Here is a 19,520-nt window from a genome sequence, read left to right on the forward strand (position 1 = left end):
TTACTCTCCTTCCGTCAGTTGCCCGGCAGAACCGGGACCATCGTTATCTGTCATGTGCCGGTTCTGCTGCAGCCAGAGCATACGGTAGATTTCACAGCGCTCCAGCAAGACACGGTGAGGTGCAATATCGATCAGTTTGCCCTGATCCATAACAGCGATCTGGTGGCAGTTTACAAGAGACGACAGACGATGGGAAACGATCACCATCGTGCGGCCCTTGCCAATCCGTTGCAGATTAGCGTTCACAAGCGCTTCAGATTCCGGGTCCAGCGCTGATGTGGCCTCATCCAGAATCATCAGCTTCGGATCACTGATGACCGCACGAGCAATAGCAAGCCGCTGCCGCTGGCCACCTGAGATATTGGTCGAGCCTTCTTCAATCCAGGTATCATAGCCAGCTGGCATGCGCTCGATGAACTCTTCGGCACCGGCAAGGCGCGCGGCACGGATCGCGTCGTCGATCGTCAGCCCCGGACGACCCGCCGTGATGTTATCACGGATCGTTCCACGGAACAGGAAGTTGTCCTGAAGCACCACGCCAAAGGAGCGACGCAGATGGGTCAGATTGATTTCACGCAGATCTACACCGTCGAGACGCAGATAACCGGTGTAGTTCCGGCTCACACCCTGCAGAAGGCGCGTGATCGTCGATTTACCGGAGCCCGACCGTCCGACGAGACCCAGCATCGTGCCGGCAGGAATGTCGAACGTGACATTATTGAGGGCTTTTGCTGTCGACCCGGGGTAGGAGAAGTCAACATGACTGAACGAGAGCGCGCCCTTGATGACAGGGCGCATGCCCGTTGTCAGCGCCTTGGTTTCCGTCGGCTGGTTCAGAACCATTCCCGCTTCACTTAAGGAAACACTAACTTCATTGAAGGCTTCCATCAGCTTGGCAAGATTGACAAGCGGGCTGGCGACACGGCCACCGAGCATCATGAAGCCCATGAGAGCGCCGGACTGCATGGAACTGGAATTCGTCAGGATCAGATAGGCCCCAACCAGGATGATACCGCGGTTGATGAAGATCTCGAACGGCATAACCAGGGTCTGCGGCCAACTGGCCATGCGACCGGCCGCAAGCTTCCAGCGCACCACATCTGCCGTGCGCTCATCCCACAGTTCACGCCGCGTCGTTTCCAGAGCCAGGGTCTTGACCGTCCGGATACCAGCGACCGTCTCGTAGAGGACGGAGCCACGCTTCATCTCAGCAAGCACCTGGCGCCCCATCACGCGGGTAACCAAAGGCAGGAAGATTACCACGATGAGACCGATACAACCTGCGGCGGCCAGCGTCATCCATGCGAGAGTAGGGCTCATCACGAACAGGATGGGCAGAATCACGATAAGGGTGAAGAGGTCGAGCAAGGTGCTCATCAGCTGCCCGGTCAAGAAGTCCCGGACTTTAAAGACAGCCATGAACCGACCCAGGATTTCACCCGTCTGTTCGCGCTCATAGAACTCGAGCGGAAGGGCGAGAAGCCTGTTGAAAGCATGCAACGAGATACGGGCATCCAGCCGGGTGGACAGGATGAGGGACAGCTCGCGCCGGGCGTAGGTCAGCAGAATTTCGTAGAACGAGAGAATGACGACAAAGCCGGTCAGGGAAACCAGCGTCGCCATGGAGTGGTAGTTCACCACCCGATCGACGACCTGCATGACGATCAGAGCAGGAAAGACCTGCAGAATACTCAAAGTCAGCGAAGCAAAGGCGATGTCCCGCATCACCTGCTTTTCGCGAAGTACCATCTTCGCGAACCAGAGCAGATCGAATCTGGCATCAGCCTCGGATTCATCACGTCGACGTTTGACCAGCAGCACATCGCCGGTCCAGACCTGCATGAGGCGCAGTTCATCGACGGGGACCGGGGCGTCACCCTCGCCGCCCATCGGATCACGGAGCCATACCACGCCTTTTTCAGCATCGGCACGGACCATCAGACCCGCCGAACCATCCTTAAACATTAGGACGACAGGCGGAGAATTGCGGATCTTGACGAGATAACGCCACCGCAGGCGCATGCCTTTGGCAACGGCGCCCTGTTCGTTCAACCAGCGCGCGAGGGTGGCGGGAGAGGGCGAATCCTCACCTGGTTCCGCCGCAAAATCGCGGATATCCAGTTCCAGGCCGTGATAGCGGGCGGCGGCCAGGACAGCGTAAAGCCGGATGACGGTCGGACTGACCCTTCCGCCGGGTCCTGACAAGCTCTGGGTATGCTCCACGAAATGTCCTCTATGCTGTTGTCGCGCCAAGGCGGACCAAAGGGCGGCACCACAGGCAGGAACGCCAGTTTATCCTCTCATGAATAGAGAAGACTCTCTTTTCCGTCACCACCCCTGCAGGCAGGAAATGAAAAATACCTGATGCCAGCATAGTCCAGACAGATCAAAAACTCATTACCTCCTTCAAGCATAAACACACGCGTCATGAGGACGTTTTATTGAAAACACGTGATATGATCAGAGAAAACCATATCCAGTGTCCTGTTATTCCCAATCGGACGTTTTGATCTTTTCCCTTTTCGTCACGGGGTTTAGGATTTTCGGAAAGTGTTGGCTTTCCTCTCCGCCCTTTCCGAGACCGTTACTTTGTCGTGTACCCTCCGTTAACGAGAATGGTCTGCCCGGTCATCCACCAGCCATCCGAAACCAGGCAACGGACGATGGGTACAACGTCCTCGGACGTCTCCAGGATCGACTTCTTGAGAACCTTGCCAGCCGTATCGAACGGCTGATCGTCGCACCCGCCCTTCCTGAGTTTCTGGACCGTTATCCGGGGTTGGACATTGAATTGGACATGACGGATCGCAGTATCAACCTGGCTGAAGATGGGACGAACTGTGTACTACGGTCGGGCCTTTGCAGGATTCTAGCCTGATCGGCCGGAAACTGGGGCTACTGCCAGTCTTCAAGGTCGCAAGCCCGTCCTATCTGGCACAGCATGGCACCCCGCAGCGTCCCGCCGATCTGTCCGCGCATCAAGCCGTTCTCTACACCTCGCCTACCACGGGTCGTATCGAAGACTGTAAGTCTTTACTGAATGGCTAAGCGGACTTCTGAACGCGCACTGTTTTCCCAAAGATACCGAAAGCTGAACCTGGGAACCGGCTACGGCCCTTCCCTTTTGCGGCTCTCTGTCCCATCTGAAGACAGACTCCACAAGTCCCGATTGGATTTCTGATGCAGCTCTCCCGCATCTATGCCTCCCTGCCCGAGCGTTTTTCCGCCCCCCTCTCCCCGGCGCCGTTTCGCAATCCACAGATCGTGACGCTGAACGAGCCTCTGGCGCACGAACTCGGGATGAACCCGGACTGGCTGCGTAGCCCGGCGGGGATCGCCTTTCTGAGCCAGGGCTTGCGACCGGACGGAGGCGCACCGGTCGCCATGGCTTATGCCGGACATCAGTTCGGACATTTCGTCCCGAGCCTCGGGGACGGGCGAGCCATGCTGGTCGGTGAAGTGACGGACCGGTCCGGGCGCCTGCGGGACATTCATCTCAAGGGCTCCGGGCCGACACCGTTTTCCCGACGTGGGGACGGACGGGCGGCTCTGGGGCCGGTTCTGCGCGAATATATGGTCAGTGAAGCCATGCATGCGCTCGGCATTCCCACGACACGCGCTCTTGCCGCCCTGACGACGGGCGAGAGCGTTGCCCGCGAGACGATGCAGCCCGGCGGCGTTATCGTGCGAGTCGCCTCCAGCCATGTGCGGGTCGGGACGTTCCAGTATTTCGCAGCGCAGGGCGATATCGAAGGAGTGCGCATTCTTGCGGACCATGTAATCGGACGTCTGTATCCGGAACTGGCGGGGGCAGAAAATCCCTATCTGGCGCTTCTGGAAGCCGTGACGGCACGGCAGGCGGATCTAGTGGCGCGCTGGATGCTGGTCGGGTTCATTCATGGCGTCATGAACACGGACAACATGTCCATCGCAGGCGAAACCATCGATTTCGGCCCCTGCGCGTTTCTGGACGCCTATGATCCAGAGAAAGTCTTCAGCTTCATCGACCAGAACGGGCGCTATGCCTACGGCAACCAGCCGGACATGGCGCTGTGGAACCTTGGACGACTGGCAGAAGCGCTGCTGCCCCTGCTGGACAGCAATCGCGAGAAGGCGATCGAACAGGCCAAAGACGCGCTGATGCGCTTTGATGACGTCTTCAACGACACCTATCTGGTCGGCTGGCGGCGGAAGCTGGGTCTGGCGCGGGAAGAAAACGGAGATGCCAGGCTCACGGGACGCCTGCTGACGGCCATGCATCGGGGCGACGCAGATTTCACGCTAACATTCCGACGGCTTGGCGACATGGTGCGTACCGAACAGACGGACAGTCTCGTGACGCTGTTCGGACCAGGTTCGGGGATTGAAGACTGGATCGGAGACTGGCTGGCGCGACTGGGCCGGGAAGAGCGTCCGGTCGAAGCCAGTTACACGGACATGCAGACGACCAATCCCCGCATCATTCCACGCAATCACAGGATCGAAGAGACGATCCAGTCAGCGGTAGCGGGCGATTACGCGCCGTTCCACCGTCTGGTTGAGACGCTGTCACACCCGTTTGATGATGCGGCAGACGGGTTTGAGGTACCCCCGGCACCTCATGAGAAGGTCATGAATACATTCTGCGGCACCTGACGCACCGCAGGGAAAAGGATCAGAACAGCCGGATCAGAACAGCCGGATCAGGCGACTTGCGGCGTCAGCAGGCGGCTGCGGTTGAACAGGCTTTTGACCTGAGCATACAGTACTCCGAAATCCGGCATGCAGGCGTTGTGAAGCGCGCGCACGCTCTCATGCGTGGCATAGAAACGCAGGGTGCTCAGGCTTCCACTCATGATGGCCGTCCCCAGAAAGACACCATCGACATGAATGACCTTGGAACTCAGCATTGGCCTTCAACCTCGTCATGACTCCCACGTCGGGAGCACAAAATGTTTCCACGTTCCACACGAGCCCCTCCTCAGGGCTCCACCGATCTGGAACGCGTCACTAACGAGGCTCATGCCATATCGTTGCTTAAAGGAACGTGACCTTTTTATGATACGGTGTGCCGGCTACGGAACAATCTTGCTCCTTTCCCGGAACCTCATGGAAGGCAAGGGATGGACTCACCCCGAGCCATGCGGGAAAACGCACACCATGTCTCGCAAAGCTCCTTCCGCCCATCACCTGACCGCCGCTGACCAGCCGAATCTGTGGCTGCCTTATACCCAGATGCAAACCGCGCCTTTCCCTGTGGAAGCCGTCAGCACTTCGGCAAGCCGGATCACACTTGCGGATGGACGCGAGCTTGTGGATGGCGTGGCGGCATGGTGGACGGCCTGTCATGGCTACAGCCATCCACATATTCATGCGGCGCTGGTCCGGCAGGCGGAGCGGATGCCGCATGTGATGTTCGGCGGGATGGTGCATGAACCCGCCATCCGTCTGGCCGCACGACTGGCGGCAATGCTGCCGGGGGATCTGGAGCGCGTGTTCTTCACCGATTCCGGGTCGGTCGCGATGGAAGTCGCGATTAAGATGGCCGTGCAGTACCACATCAACCAAGGCACAGAAGGACGGCAGAAAATTCTGTCTTTCCGCGGCGGGTATCACGGGGACACGCTGGGTATGATGTCCATCTGCGACCCCGAGGAAGGCATGCACAGCCTGTTCGCCGGCGTTCTGCCCGAACAGGTTCTGGCCGATCTGCCCGTAGACGCGGCCAGTCTGGCGCAGCTTGAAGCGCTGCTGGCAGAACGTGGCGACAGCATCGCAGCAATAGTCACAGAGCCTCTCGTTCAGGGGGCGGGCGGCATGCTGTTTCATGACCCCGAGGTCCTGCGCCGTCTGCGCAAACTGTGCGATCGGCACGGGACTTTGCTGATCCTGGATGAGATCTTCACCGGTTTCGGACGCACCGGGACGATGTTCGCCTGCGAACAGGCAGGGGTCGTGCCGGATATCGTGGCGCTCTCGAAAGCCCTGACAGGCGGAACCATGGCGCTGGCGGCCACAGTGGCGCGACAGGGTGTCTTCGAAGCGTTCCTGTCCGACAACGCGGGACACGCCCTGATGCACGGGCCAACATTCATGGCCAATCCACTGGCCTGCGCAGTTGCCAATGCGTCGCTCGACCTGTTCGAGACCGAGCCGCGACTGGAGCAGGTCGCGGCTATCGCGGCCCAGCTGTCGCGGGAGTTGGAGCCATGCCGCACGCTGCCCGGCGTAAGGGATGTGCGCGTCCTTGGTGCAATCGGCGTGGTGGAGCTTGAGACGCTGGACAATCCGGATGCCCTGCGCCGCGCCTTTGTGGAGCGCGGTGTTTGGATCCGGCCTTTCCGCAACATCGTCTATCTGACGCCCGCCTTCACAATCAAGCCCGAAGAGCTCACGCGCCTGACGACAGCCATCGTGGACGTGTTGCGGGAGGCCGCATGAGCCTGTTCGACAACCATTTCACAGCCACCCTGACTGAACGCGAAGTCGCCGGAACGCGCCGGACCCTGCGTCCAGTGCTCCGGCAGGACGGCATGATCGTCCGTGACGGGCGACAGATGCTGGATGTGTCGTCCAACGACTATCTCGGGCTAGCGGATCATCCGCTGCTGCGCGAACGCGCTGCCGACTGGGCGCTGCGCTTCGGGACAGGCGCGCGCGCCTCCCGGCTGGTCAGCGGAACGCTGGACCTGCACCGGCGGGTCGAGACGAAAATGGCCACCTTCAAGGGCTGCGAAGATGCGATCCTGTTCGCCTCGGGCTGGCAGGCCAACGCCTCCGTCATGCCTGCACTCTGTGCGCTATCCGTGGCCCGAACAGGCGCGCCGATGCTGGTGTTTTCGGACCGATTGAACCATGCCAGCCTGCATCATGGCTGCGCAGCGGCCGGCGTGCGACAGATTCGCTTCCGACATAACGACCTGTCCCATCTGGAAACCTTGCTGGCCCGCGAGGCCGAAAAACCCGGCTTACGGATGATCGTGACGGAGAGCGTATTCTCCATGGACGGAGACCGCGCCGATATTCCGGCCCTGCGCGCACTGGCGGACCGGGCCGGGGCATTCCTTTATGTGGACGAAGCCCATGCGACCGGCGTGCTGGGGCCAAAGGGTCGCGGATTGTCCTGCGGAATGGCCGATCTAACGATGGGAACGTGCAGCAAGGCGCTGGGCGGCATGGGCGCATATATCACGGGCTCGAAACCGCTCTGCGACTATCTGGTGAATCATGCGTCAGGCTTTATTTACAGCACGGCCCTACCCCCTGCGGTTCTGGGCGCAATTGACGCAGCACTGGATGTCGTACCGGGCCTGAATGTGGAACGCGCCCAGTTGCTTGGACAGGCAGAACGGCTTCGGACCATGCTGCACGGGGCTGGACTGTCCACAGCGGACTCCACGACACAGATTGTTCCTGTCCTGATCGGAGAGTCCGAACGCGCAATGCAGGTCGCAGCCGGACTTGAGGAGGCCGGGTTCCTGACGGTAGCGATCCGCCCACCGACCGTTCCAGCCGGAACCGCGCGACTACGGCTGGCGCTCCACGCCGGGCTAAACGATTCGGAAATCGACCGTCTGGGGCAGGCCATCATCGCTCTGACAAGAGACATCGCATGACACGGGCGCTGTATCTTATACATGGCTGGGGGTTTGACGCGTCCTTCTGGGCAGCGATGCTGGCGCATCTGCCGGATGTGAGCACACAGATCGTGGATTGCGGATATTTCGGCTCAGAACATCGCCCGCCCCTGCCGCAAACGCCCTATCTGGCTGTCGGGCATTCGGCAGGATCGCTGGCCCTGCTGGGACAAGACCTGTCAGGGTGTGAGGGACTAGTGTTTTTCAACGGCTTTCCGCGTTTCACAGCCGCACCAGATTTCCCGGACGGCACACCCGAGAGAGTCCTAATCCGGATGCGCGCGCGCCTGAAGCGTGATCCGGCCAGCGTTCTGCACGATTTCCGTGCGCTTTGTGGAACGGATGCGCCACTTCCCGGCACACCGGATGTGGATGCACTGGCGCAGGGACTGGAAGAGCTCCAGTCCCTGGACTGTCGCTCACAGGCTGCGAATTGGAAGAACAAACTACACTGGATGACGGGAACCGACGATCCGTTCGGTGCCGCCAAGGCCGGTTTTGCAACACCGGGCGAACGGGTTGAAGGCAAGCATCTTCTGCCCCTCACTCACCCTGAATTCTGCGCAAACTTCGTGCGGCGGTGGCTCGATGACCCACGCTGATACTCCCGAAAACCTCCTGCGCCGAAACAACATCGCCGCACGATTTGACGCGGCGCAGGACTATGACGCCGCTGCCCATCTTCAGCGTCGCTGCGCCATGGCACTGATGGATCGCATCCGGGCCGCTACAGCAGATGATGCTCCCGCGTCCATTCTGGAATTCGGCTGTGGTACCGGCTTCCTGACAGCCCAGCTAGCGGATCAATTTCCGCAGGCCAGCCTGCTCGCGACCGATCTGGCGCCTGGCATGATCGCACGGGCACGTCAGCGACTTTCGGGAGAAGCCACCCGCTTTCACGTCATGGACGCAGAACACCCGGATACGTCCGGTCCGTTCGATCTGATTGCCTCCAGCCTGTGCCTGCAATGGTTTTCGAACCGCAGTGACGGTTTGCAGAGGCTTTGCAACCTGCTGGCGCCACAAGGGCAGCTGATGGTCACGACACTGCTACAGGGTAGTCTGGACGAATGGAAGCAGGCCTGCCTGGCTGAATGCGCGCCCTGTGGGGTACCGGATTATCCATCTGCACAGACGGTGCAAGCCGAGTGGCCCGCCGGTGGCACAGGAACATGGGAAGTGCTGACCCTGCATGACCCTGTGGACAGCGCGCGTATGTTCCTGCGAGGTCTGCGGCAAATCGGCGCGTCAATTCCTCGCATCGGCAGCTCTCCCGCCAGCATTGCGACCCTGCGCCGGGCCATGCGGCATTTTGATCGTACAAGTTCCAGCGTGACCTATCAGATCGGCATCGGGACATTCGTGAAATCCGTCGAAAAAACGGAAAGGACAGAGCCATGAACTTTCAACGCGGGGTTTTCGTCACGGGAACGGATACCGGGATCGGCAAGACGCTGGTCAGCGCCATTCTGTGCCGCGCCTGGAACGCCACCTACTGGAAGCCGCTTCAGACCGGTCTTGCGGATGAGGAAGGCGATACGCCAACAGTGCGGGAGCTTGCAGGGATGTCTCCTGCGCGGATCATTCCCCCCGCCTATGCCTTTCAGGCCCCGCTGGCCCCGCTTGCAGCGGGCTATCTGGAAAACGTGACCGTCAATCCGGGACGGCTTGTTCTGCCGCAGGTGCAGGGACCGCTGGTTGTGGAAGGCGCGGGCGGCCTGATGGTGCCGGTGCGTGAAGACATGATGATCGTAGACCTGATCAACAGCCTTGACCTACCGGTCGTGCTGGTCACACGCAGCGGACTGGGGACGATCAATCACACACTTCTGAGCCTTGAGGCTTTGCGGCGACGCGGTATTCCGGTTCTGGGTGTGGTTCCGGTCGGACCGTCCAACCCCGGAAATGAATACGATATTGCACACTTCGGAAAAACGAATATCCTGTTCAGAATTCCGCAGCTTGACGCGATAACGGAAACGGTCGTCTCTGGATTATCAGGCCACGTTCCGTTACTTGATGTCTTGCAGCAACAGATTTCACAATAATGTGTCATCTTGACGCATGCCATAAAAAGGCCGCGTCAACCCTTGTGAAATAACGTCCTCGTCATAGAAGGGCTCTTCGCAACGCAAGGCTTCCGGCGTATCGCTGGAAAATCGGGCCTCGTTTCGGAGATGCCGACAGAAACTGGGATATTGGGAAGAGTATGAGTATCCTGCGCCGTGATCTGGTCAAGCTTGGGGCCGGACTGACCCTTCTGGGAACAGCCTCCCGTATGGCCCATGCCCAGTCCACAGCCACAGCGGCTTCTCCATCAGCCGGAACCGCCGCACCGGAATCGACGCCCTTTGACGATGGCACGGTCCGCCTTCTGGCGCAGCGCCTGTCGAAAAAGCCCTATTCCCCGCCGTCTCCGACGTTGCCAAATGCCATCGCGAACATGGATTTCGACCAGTTCCGCAGCATTGCCTTCAATCCAGAGAAGGCGCTGTGGCATGGTCAGAACCTGGCGTTCGACGTGGAATTCTTCCCGCGCGGCTTCCTGTACAAACCGCGGATCGGCATGAACGAGGTCACGGGCGGGCAGTCCACGCCCATCCCCTACGACCCCGATCTCTTCACCTATTCCAACCCCGTCCTGCGCGTCACAGATGATCTCGGCTTTTCGGGCCTGCGTCTGCGCTATGCGATCAACACGCCGGGCGTCATGGAAGAATGTGCCGTCTTTCTTGGCGCATCCTATTTCCGTGCCGTAGCCAAGGGACAGAATTACGGTCTGTCCGCCCGTGCGTTCGCGAATGGCACCGGCAATCCAAAGGGCGAAGAATTCGCCCTGTTCCGCGAGTTCTGGCTTGAAAAGCCCGAACCTGGCGTGGAGTCCATCGTCATTCATGCGCTGCTCGATAGCCCGTCACTGACCGGTGCGTTCCGCTTCACCATACGCCCAGGTGATACGACCGTTTTCGACGTGCAGTCCTCGCTGTTCCCGCGTCAGGACATCACGGAATCAGGGATCGCGCCACTCACAGGCATGTTCTATTTCGACGCCAACGAACGCAATCACGTCGATGACTGGCGTCCGGCTGCTCATGACAGCGAAGCCCTCCAGATCTGGACAGGTGCGGGGCAGCAGCTTTACCGGCCGCTCATCAACCCAACCGATCTCCAGTTCTCGGCTTTCGAGGACAGCAGCCCGCACGGTTTCGGTCTGATGCAGCGTAAACGTTCCTTCCACGACTACGAAGATCTGGCGCTTAACTACCAGAAGCGTCCGTCACTGTGGATCGAGCCCATCGGCAATTGGGGCGACGGTGCCATCGATCTCGTGGAAATCCCGACACCAAACGAAGTGAACGACAACATCGTCTCCTTCTGGCGCCCCAAGCAGCCCTTAAAGGGCGGACAGGAATACAGCTACATCTACCGGATGTACTGGGGCTGGGACACGCCATGGCCGACCCAGATGGCCCGGGTTGCTGCAACGCGGATTGGTAGTGTGACCGACCATGCCGATGCACGGTTCTTCGTGATCGACTTTACCGGCGCACCGTTCCAGAACGTGCCGCAGGGCACGAATTTCCATCTAATCTCGCAGGCCACACCCGGCACGATCCGCAACGTCGTGGTCGAGCCCAACCCCGAAATCCAGGGCTGGCGCGCAACCTTTGAGTTCGTGCCCGGCGATGCGAAAATGTGTGAACTTCAGGCCCAGCTCGCCAGCGATCAGGGTCCGATTTCAGAAAAATGGATGTATCGTTGGACGCCGTGACCGAATTTTCCCCTTCCGCCGGGCCGGCCACAGCCCCGTTCCTGCCGCCGGAAGCGCCGCTGGTCATGAAGGAGCAGAACCTTCACCAGCAGCCCGACCGTCACGGCAGACCTTTCCGTATCCTGCCGACCACGCCCTCCTTCCTGTGGCTGCGCCGCCTGTTCGTTTTTGGTGGTGCGCTGCTGCTGACGGGCTACGGCATGTACAGGATCAACCAGGTCTTCAACTCGCTCGGTGTCTCGGCACTGGGCGTCATCATTCTGCTCCTGTTCGCCATTCTCGCATTCTGGATTGCCCTGTCTTTTACGTCCTGCCTGGGAGGCTTCGTCTCGCTGATCAGGCGGGGCGGACTGGGGCTCGGCATTCATCGCACAGGACCGCTCCCGGAACTGAAAAGCCGCACCGCTGTCCTGATGCCGACCTATAACGAGGACCCGATGCGGGTCCTCGCCGGTCTGCGAGCCATTCACGACAGCATTCTCGCGACCGGGCAGATCGACGCCTTCGATTTCTTCATCCTGTCCGACACCACCAATCCGGATGTCTGGGTGCAGGAAGAGCGGGCTTTTCTGGAATTCCGCAAGGCCGCGAACGGCGACAGGCGGATCTTCTACCGCCGCCGTCACAAGAATATCGACCGCAAGGCCGGCAATCTGGGCGACTGGGTCACGCGGTTTGGCTCATCCTATCAGCAGATGCTCACACTCGATGCGGACAGCGTCATGGATGGCAGCCTGATCGTGCGCATTACGGCGGCCATGGAGCAGCATAACGGTGTAGGCCTGATCCAGACCCTGCCAGTCATTGTGGGCGGCCGCACACTTTTTGCCCGGATGCAGCAGTTTGCAGGCCGAGTTTATGGACCGCTGATCGCTCATGGCATCGCGTGGTGGCACGGATCGGAAGGTAATTACTGGGGTCATAACGCCGTCATCCGTACGCAGGCCTTCGCCGAACAGGCCGGTCTGCCGCATCTGAAGGGTAAGGCCCCCTTTGGCGGGCATATCCTCAGCCATGACTTTGTGGAAGCCGCACTCATGCGCCGTGGAGGCTGGGCCATTCACATGGTTCCGGGCCTGTTCGGCTCCTATGAAGAAAGCCCGCCGTCCCTGACGGATGTCGCCATCCGCGACCGTCGCTGGTGCCAGGGTAATCTGCAGCACAGTAAGATCCTTGGCACGAAGGGCATGCACTGGGTCAGCCGCGTCCACATGCTAACCGGCATCGGCTCCTACATCATGTCCCCGCTCTGGCTGCTGTTCCTGCTCTTCGGCATCCTTATCTCGCTCCAGTCCCATTTCTATCATCCCGAATATTTCGGCACCAAACCCACGCTTTATCCGCACTGGCCGCGGGTCGATCCGGTTCAGGCAAAGCTCGTCTTCATCGGAACAATGGGAATTCTGCTAGCACCGAAGGCCCTCGCATTCATCGCCATGATATTCGACCGCGCAGCCCTGCGCGGATCGGGCGGCATGTTCCGGCTTGCGATCTCGATCGTACTGGAAACCCTGATTGGCGGCCTGATCGCACCGATTGCCATGCTGATCCAGACCTCCGGCGTCATTTCGATCTTGCTAGGGCGGGATTCCGGCTGGAATGCCCAGAACCGTGACGATGGCCGGGTCTCGCTGAAGGAGGTGGCGCACGGTTACTGGATCTACACCGTGTTCGGCCTGCTTCTAGCCGTTGCGGCATGGTCCGTCTCGCAGGCGCTGTTCTTATGGATGACGCCAGTGCTGCTCGGACTGGTGCTCGCCATCCCGCTGGCCGCGCTGACGGCGAGCCGGGACGTCGGGCTGGGCCTGCGTCGTGCCGGGCTTCTGTTGATTGAGGAGGAAACCGCCCCTCCGCCGATCCTTCAGCTCGCCGCCGCAAACGACACCGCGCGTGAACGCGCAGACCATGCTCCCGATGCGCCGCCGGAAGAAGCCTTTGCCGCCCTCCGCCAGAACGCCACACTTTTAGCCGCCCATGAAGGCGCCCTGCCCCCTCCCCGCAAGCCGGGCGGCCCAATCGATGCCAATCTGCTCGTGGGATTGGTCAAGCTGAGAGAGGCACCATCCCTTCAGATCGCGCTGGAACGCCTTTCACGTCAGGAGAAGGCCGCCGTGCTGGGAAATCCCGAAGGCATCCAGCTCATGGAACAGCTCAAGACCTGAACCCGCAGCGCTTTACGGCATAAAAAAACGCCCCGACCATAACAGGCCGGGGCGTTTTGCATTGAGGTGATGACGCCTTAATGTCCGACGACAGAAGAACTCCCAAAGGACTGAGCCTTCTTGATGATGTCGTTACACGTCATGACGCGCTTGTCCTTGGGCAGGGTACTGATGTCGAAGACATTGCCGCCAGCCGTCTGGAGCAGGCCCTTGCCACCGAGCGAATAGAACTGGTCACTCTGAACATCTGGGCGCTTCGCAATTGTTCGAGCGGCCACGATCGGCGACGTGCCGAGCACCAGTTTCTTCTGCACACAGTAATAGCTCAGTCCCGCAACGTTACCAGCCTGTGCATTCTCGATGGACGGAAGACCATCCGCGCCCAGCGTGCCCGGCGATGCGGCAGTTAGGATGCTCTTACCAGCAGCAACTGCCTGAAAATTGGCGGAAGGCAGGGTTGCCTGGGTTCCAGCCGGGATCGTCCGGACGGGGCTGCTCTGCGGGATAGGCGGGATCGTCTGGGCAACAGCAGCACCCGAAATGGCCAGTCCGGCAGCGGCAAGAACAACGAAATATTTATTCGAGATCATGGCACTATTCTTTCCATATACAGGATGACCTGCGCGCGCCGAGAAGGAGATACAGAAATCATCCAACCTGGGACATCATAAAAGATGATCCATTGCCTTAATTAACACTCAAGACCGGATGTGGTTTCTTGAAGGATACCCTTTTTCTTCATGACAATCATGCAAGAACTTTTGGATGATTACGATTTGTTGAACACATCGTGGACCTTCGCTTCCCCAGCAGGAGCGCATTGAATGGCGACGGTTTCTGCTTCACAGTTTACCCATGTCAAAGCTCCCCGATGCTCCCTCCGCCGCCCCCGTTCCTCCCGTTGCCCGCCGTGAACCACTGAGCACTACACAGCTTGGCCGGACACGCACGGATTCCTATGCCTGGATGAAAGATGAGAACTGGCAGCAGGTCTTGCGGGACCCATCCGTTCTGCGCGAGGACATCGCCGCACATCTGAAAGCGGAGAACGCCTACGCGGAAGCCGTACTGACGGGCATGGAGCCGTTGCGCGAGACACTTCTTCAGGAAATGATCGGCCGCATCCCGCCAGCAGAGGCCTCCGTGCCGGTCCCGGATGGTCCATGGGAATATTATGCCCGCTTCGAGGACGGAGCCCAGCATCCGCTGCGGGTTCGTTGCCCGCGCGGCGGTGGCACGGAACAGGTCCTGCTCGATGCCGATGCTCTCGCGAAGCAGCACGACTATTACGCGCTCTCGCAGACCGACCATTCTCCCGATCACCGATATTTCGTCTACGCAGAGGACATTCAGGGTTCCGAGGTCTATCGAATTCAGGTCGAGGATCTGGAAACCGGAAAGCTCTGCGCCCCGCCCGTACCGAGCACGACAGGCAGCTTCGCCATTTCACCGGACAGCGAGTGGCTGTTCTGGATCTACCGGGATGACAATGGCCGTCCGTCGAAGATCTATCGCCGCCCGCTGACGGGAGGCGAGGATGTTCTGGTCTTTGATGAAACCGATCCGGGGTTCTTCCTCAGCATCGGCGTCAGCGCATCGCGCAAATGGATCGTCATCGAGCGCGGCGACCATGACACCAATGAGACATTACTCATCCCGGCGTCCGATCCGACGATCCCGCCCGTCGTGGCGGCCCCTCTGGTACGGGGCGAGCGCTATTCCCTGACGCACTGGAACGACCGCTTCATCATCCTGACCAACGCAGGCGGAGCCGTGGACTTCCAATTCATGCAGACGCCCGACACGGCAACGGAACGCGAGAACTGGGCGCCCTTCGTTCCGTATCGCGAAGGGCATTATCTCCTGGGGGCCAGCGCCTCGCGCGGGCATCTCGCCTGGGCCGAGCGTCGGGATGGCAACATCCATATTCTCGTCGTGCCCGAAGGCACGGAAGGCGATATCCGCACGCAGGCTAAGGCCATCGGCATGGACGAGCCCGCCTATGACCTGACAATGCTGGGCACGCTGGAATATGACCTCCCCATTCTGCGCTACATCTACCAGTCGCCGACCAACCCGGCGCACTGGTACGATTACGACATGGCGAGCGGCGAGCGTGTGCTGCGCAAGATCCGCGAAGTCCCGTCCGGCCATGATGCAAGCCGGTACGAGACGCGCCGCCTGTTTGCGACATCCCCAGATGGCGCGCAGGTTCCCATCACGGTCCTGATGCGCAAAGGACAGGTTCTGGACGGATCGGCACCCCTTCTTCTGTATGGATATGGCTCCTACGGCATTGCCATGGACGCCGATTTCTCCACAACCGTATTCAGCCTGGTAGACCGGGGCTGGATCCATGCCATCGCCCATGTACGCGGTGGCTCTGAAAAGGGCTGGAACTGGTTCCTGGACGGACGCGGGGCGAAAAAGCCCAACACATTCATCGATTTCATCGCCTGCGCCCGCCACCTCGTCTCGGAAGGTTATGGCTCGGCCGGGCGCATCGTCGCGCAGGGTGGCTCGGCTGGCGGATTGCTTATGGGGGCGATCACAAACATGGCGCCCGAACTGTTTGCCGGCATCGCCGCCCAAGTGCCGTTCGTGGACATGCTTAACACCATGTCCGACGTCTCCCTGCCGCTCACGCCGCCGGAATGGCCAGAATGGGGCAATCCGCTGGAAGACCCTGCCGCCTACGACCTGATCGCCAGTTATTCGCCTTATGACAACATCGCACCCAAAGCGTATCCGCCCGTTCTGGCAATGGGCGGACTATCCGATCCGCGCGTAACCTATTGGGAGCCCGCGAAATGGATCGCCAAGCTGCGCGAAGTCACGTCCGGCGGCCCGTTCCTGTGCCGCATCAACATGGAAGCCGGCCACGGTGGCTCGTCGGGCCGCTTCAAAAGACTGGAAGAAGTCGCGCTCGTTCAGGCCTTCGCGATTTGGGCGATAGATCGCACTTATCGCACCTAATAAATAGCGGTATTGAGCCAGATCTACATGGATAGCGCATCCTTCGTAGCAAAAAAGGGGGAACGACTGGCTCGACCCTCACGGATCAATAGAGCCTTCCCCTAACCGCCCCGCCACCTGGCGCCAATGTCCATGACAGCAGAGAAGGGCAATCTGACCTTGGCCGAGATTCGCGCTCAACTGGCTGAGGATGACCATCACTGTGCCATCGGCACGCTGTAGCGCTTTTTCGCACGCCATAAGATCAGATAAAAAAATACCGCTCAAGCGGCGGAACTCGAACATCCGGACACGACACCGGGAGTGGCTCGATACCCTGCCCGATCTCAATCCGGCAGGGCTGGTCTTCATTGATTTAACCTGAGCTTCCACCAATATGGCGCGCCATTATGGGCGGTGTCTGCGCAGCCAGAAGCTGAACGCTTCAACGCTACATCGTCACTGGAAAACGGCGATAGTCGTCGCCGGGTTACGACCAAGCAATATCGTAACGCCCATGGCGCTGGATGCTCCGATCAATGGCCACAGCTTTCAGCGCTATGTCGATCGCGTGCTGATGGCCGATCTGCCGCCAGGCGACATTATCATCACGGACAATCTTGGCTCTCACAAAGGTCCTAGCGTTCAGGCCGCGCGAAGCAGCAGATGCTGATCGAGCTATTTCCTGCCTTACAGCCCGGACTGCAACTCCATTGAGAAGGCCTTCTCCAAACTCAAGGCCATCTTCGCAAAAGCGCAGAACGCAGACGCAACGTCTGGTGAGACAGGATCAGCATACTGATCGATCAGGCCTCACCAGAAGACCCCGAATCCACTTCGCTTTTATCTGAAGCGCGCATGCTCGCCCATCTGCTCCCGAGCTCTCACAACGTGATTGCCAGAAGCTTTCTTCATATTTTTTTAATGTTTTGTTTTTTATTAACTCTCCCCTTGCCCTCACTTCACCTTTCGGTGATAAACGCCTCAGCTTAAAGGGCTGTAAAGATTTGTTTGCGGAAATTGGGAATTAAGAAGTGACAACTATTACCGTTACATCAAGTGGAAACTGGAGCGGAGAAAATTACAATTATAAAGATATTGTTCTCGACGGAACAAAAAGCGCAATCAGTGTAAATATTTCTCCAACACAATACTCTTGGGGAGACGAGGGAAGCGCATCCTCACCTTTCACGTCCAGTTCCCTTACAACAAAGGGCAATGTAACTCTTACGGGAAATGGTTACCTTACAATTGACGGAAGCGTTACCAACGACGGCGCCCTGGCTGTTGAATCTGCCCATTTAACGGTTCTTGGAACATTAACTGGAAGCGCTATAACCATTGCCAATGGCAGCGCCCTGACTGTTGGCACGCTCAAGACTGCTGTGACGTTCGGTGCGTCCCCTGCAGATTCTTCTGCATACAACACTCTCACAGTCACAAACAATGCTGCCAGCGGTGTCCTCACCCTGAACAACCTGTCTCCGCGTGACAAAATTGTTTTCAACAATGGCGCGACCACGTCTCTTCATTGGAGCAACGACGGATCTGAAATTTTAGATCAAAATAATACAGTTCTGGCAAATGTGACATTTGCTAAAGGCTACAGCAAGGACAACTACAGCTTCTCCGGAGACACGGTAACAATCGTCTGCTTCCTACCGGGCAGCATGATCCGTACGTCCAAAGGCGAAGTTGCTGTCGAAGATCTCCAGATCGGAGACAATGTTATTGCCCTTGACTGGGCAGCCAACAAAGATGTCAGCCGCTCTGTCGTATGGGCTGGAAAAGCGCATGCTGTGGTCAGCGCCCACCTGCCGGATGACGAAGCTGGCTGGCCGGTGCGCATTCTCAAGAACGCAATCGCTGATGGCGTACCCTACAAGGACATGCTGATCACCGCCGAGCATTGCCTGTTCCTTGACGGAAAGTTCGTACCCGCCCGTATGCTGGTGAACGGCAGCTCGATCTTCTACGACAAGTCCATCACGTCCTACGATTACTACCACGTCGAGACCGAGCAGCACTCTGTCATCACCGCCGACGGCATGCTGACCGAATCCTATCTCGACACCGGAAACCGCCGCTCTTTCCGCCAGGATGGCAAGGTCGTTTCCCTCACGCCGTCACGTGCCCTGTCCTGGAACGACGACGCAGCAGCCCCCCTTGGTGTCAGCCGCGAGTTCGTCGAGCCGCTGTTCAGCCAGATCGAAGCCCGCGCAAAGCAGGCTGCAATTGCAAGCCAGAACTCGGCTCCGGTTCTGACCCAAGAATCCGATCTGCGTCTCGAGACGAGCAATGGCATGGTTATCCACGCTGCCCGCGCGGCAGATGACCGCGTTGTTTTCATGATCCCGACGGGCGTGAAGAGTGTGCGCATCGTCTCCAACGCAAGCCGCCCCAGCGATGTCATTGGCCCGTTCGTCGATGACCGCCGCTACTTCGGCGTTGAGGTTGGCGAAGTCCTGATGTTCGAGAGCAATTGCACTCACAACATCACGGCACATCTGACCGAAGGTGAGCTGGATGGCTGGAATACACTCGAACAGGCAGGTACGCGCTGGACGGCTGGCAACGCCATGCTGCCCCTCGGCGAGCGTCACCCCAACAGCATTGCCCTTCTAGCTCTTCAGATCAAAAATGCGGGACCGTACGTCCTGAATGAAACTGCAAAGGCAGAAATCGCGGTTACAGCCTAAAGTCGCCCTGTAATATGACGTTACCCCCGCCCGGATCTGTGGGTGGGGGTAATCCATATTTAAACGAAAAACATGATACTACGCACTCTGCTTCAGCCTGGACTGTTCTAGTCCCCCAAGACGACCATGCGCCGCAACGCCGGGCGAAGGATTTCCCGGGCGGGATGCTCCCCTACACCCTCATGCCCCGCATGGCACAACAAAGTACTCCATAGGCTGGTGGCACCCACCGAAACTCTCCGAGATATTTCAGGTACTCGTCGAGCTGTTTTTTCAACGGCATGGTCGACAAGATCCTCTCCATGAAACTGTCGCC

Annotated in this window: 15 protein-coding genes and 2 pseudogenes; 12 read left to right on the top strand and 5 right to left on the bottom strand. The window is 59.1% G+C overall.

From position 1 onward, the window contains the following. Both IGS75_RS04185 and IGS75_RS04190 read right to left on the bottom strand, forming a co-directional pair. The gene (locus IGS75_RS04185; protein ID WP_141350660.1) at positions 1-2,151 is read right to left on the bottom strand and encodes a peptidase domain-containing ABC transporter; all 2,151 of its coding nucleotides are present in this window, start codon (positions 2,149-2,151) and stop codon (positions 1-3) included. 433 nt (positions 2,152-2,584) lie between these two features. Next, positions 2,585-2,680 (bottom strand): annotated as a pseudogene (locus IGS75_RS04190) (SDR family oxidoreductase); the annotation flags it as partial. Positions 2,681-2,713: 33 nt separating this feature from the next. Between IGS75_RS04190 and IGS75_RS04195 the strand changes: the two are divergent. After that, positions 2,714-3,021, top strand: a pseudogene (locus tag IGS75_RS04195) (LysR substrate-binding domain-containing protein); the annotation flags it as partial. 159 nt (positions 3,022-3,180) lie between these two features. Then, positions 3,181-4,635 (top strand): protein adenylyltransferase SelO, encoded by a 1,455-nt coding sequence (locus IGS75_RS04200; protein WP_202257723.1) that lies wholly within the window; start codon positions 3,181-3,183, stop codon positions 4,633-4,635. Between the two features lie 47 nt (positions 4,636-4,682). On the opposite strand, the gene IGS75_RS04205 is transcribed toward IGS75_RS04200, so the two are convergent. Next, positions 4,683-4,889 (bottom strand): hypothetical protein, encoded by a 207-nt coding sequence (locus tag IGS75_RS04205; protein WP_141350536.1) that lies wholly within the window; start codon positions 4,887-4,889, stop codon positions 4,683-4,685. 250 nt (positions 4,890-5,139) lie between these two features. Between IGS75_RS04205 and IGS75_RS04210 the strand changes: the two genes are divergently transcribed. The 7 genes from IGS75_RS04210 to mdoH all read left to right on the top strand — a co-directional run bounded on the left by IGS75_RS04210 (position 5,140) and on the right by mdoH (position 13,550). Then, positions 5,140-6,420: an adenosylmethionine--8-amino-7-oxononanoate transaminase gene (locus IGS75_RS04210; protein ID WP_141350533.1), complete on the top strand. Its 1,281-nt coding sequence runs from the start codon at positions 5,140-5,142 to the stop codon at positions 6,418-6,420. After that, positions 6,417-7,595: an aminotransferase class I/II-fold pyridoxal phosphate-dependent enzyme gene (locus IGS75_RS04215; RefSeq protein WP_202257724.1), complete on the top strand. Its 1,179-nt coding sequence runs from the start codon at positions 6,417-6,419 to the stop codon at positions 7,593-7,595. The genes IGS75_RS04210 and IGS75_RS04215 overlap by 4 nt, the downstream gene beginning before the upstream one ends. Continuing rightward, positions 7,592-8,218: an alpha/beta hydrolase family protein gene (locus IGS75_RS04220; protein WP_202257725.1), complete on the top strand. Its 627-nt coding sequence runs from the start codon at positions 7,592-7,594 to the stop codon at positions 8,216-8,218. The genes IGS75_RS04215 and IGS75_RS04220 overlap by 4 nt, the downstream gene beginning before the upstream one ends. Beyond that, positions 8,205-9,017, top strand: a complete 813-nt coding sequence (locus tag IGS75_RS04225; RefSeq protein ID WP_202257726.1) for a methyltransferase domain-containing protein — start codon at positions 8,205-8,207, stop codon at positions 9,015-9,017. Before IGS75_RS04220 ends, IGS75_RS04225 begins: the two co-directional genes overlap by 14 nt. After that, complete coding sequence (gene bioD, locus IGS75_RS04230) at positions 9,014-9,664, top strand: dethiobiotin synthase (RefSeq protein WP_141350522.1); 651 nt, start codon at positions 9,014-9,016, stop codon at positions 9,662-9,664. Before IGS75_RS04225 ends, bioD begins: the two co-directional genes overlap by 4 nt. A 161-nt stretch (positions 9,665-9,825) precedes the next feature. Next, positions 9,826-11,388, top strand: coding sequence for a glucan biosynthesis protein (locus tag IGS75_RS04235; RefSeq protein ID WP_202257727.1), 1,563 nt, complete (start codon positions 9,826-9,828; stop codon positions 11,386-11,388). Continuing rightward, entirely contained in the window at positions 11,364-13,550 is a 2,187-nt protein-coding gene (mdoH, locus tag IGS75_RS04240; protein ID WP_202257728.1) for a glucans biosynthesis glucosyltransferase MdoH, read from the top strand. The genes IGS75_RS04235 and mdoH overlap by 25 nt, the downstream gene beginning before the upstream one ends. Before the next feature lie 77 nt (positions 13,551-13,627). On the opposite strand, the gene IGS75_RS04245 is transcribed toward mdoH, so the two are convergent. Continuing rightward, positions 13,628-14,140, bottom strand: a complete 513-nt coding sequence (locus IGS75_RS04245) for a DUF2501 domain-containing protein (RefSeq protein WP_202257730.1) — start codon at positions 14,138-14,140, stop codon at positions 13,628-13,630. Positions 14,141-14,405: 265 nt separating this feature from the next. On the opposite strand from IGS75_RS04245, the gene IGS75_RS04250 reads away from it, so the two are divergent. Continuing rightward, the gene (locus tag IGS75_RS04250; protein WP_202257732.1) at positions 14,406-16,526 is read left to right on the top strand and encodes a S9 family peptidase; all 2,121 of its coding nucleotides are present in this window, start codon (positions 14,406-14,408) and stop codon (positions 16,524-16,526) included. Positions 16,527-16,604: 78 nt separating this feature from the next. Here IGS75_RS04250 and IGS75_RS04255 read toward each other — a convergent pair whose 3' ends face one another. After that, a complete protein-coding gene (locus tag IGS75_RS04255; RefSeq protein WP_202257733.1) occupies positions 16,605-16,811 on the bottom strand; it encodes a hypothetical protein in 207 nt (68 codons plus the stop codon). 91 nt (positions 16,812-16,902) lie between these two features. Between IGS75_RS04255 and IGS75_RS04260 the strand changes: the two genes are divergently transcribed. Then, positions 16,903-17,178 (top strand): transposase, encoded by a 276-nt coding sequence (locus IGS75_RS04260; protein WP_202257734.1) that lies wholly within the window; start codon positions 16,903-16,905, stop codon positions 17,176-17,178. A 913-nt stretch (positions 17,179-18,091) separates the two neighbouring features. Beyond that, positions 18,092-19,204, top strand: coding sequence for a Hint domain-containing protein (locus tag IGS75_RS04265; RefSeq protein WP_237468978.1), 1,113 nt, complete (start codon positions 18,092-18,094; stop codon positions 19,202-19,204). Positions 19,205-19,520: the final 316 nt, after the last annotated feature.

Origin of the sequence: Gluconobacter sphaericus (genome assembly GCF_016757795.1) — a bacterium.
Lineage (GTDB): Bacteria > Pseudomonadota > Alphaproteobacteria > Acetobacterales > Acetobacteraceae > Gluconobacter > Gluconobacter sphaericus.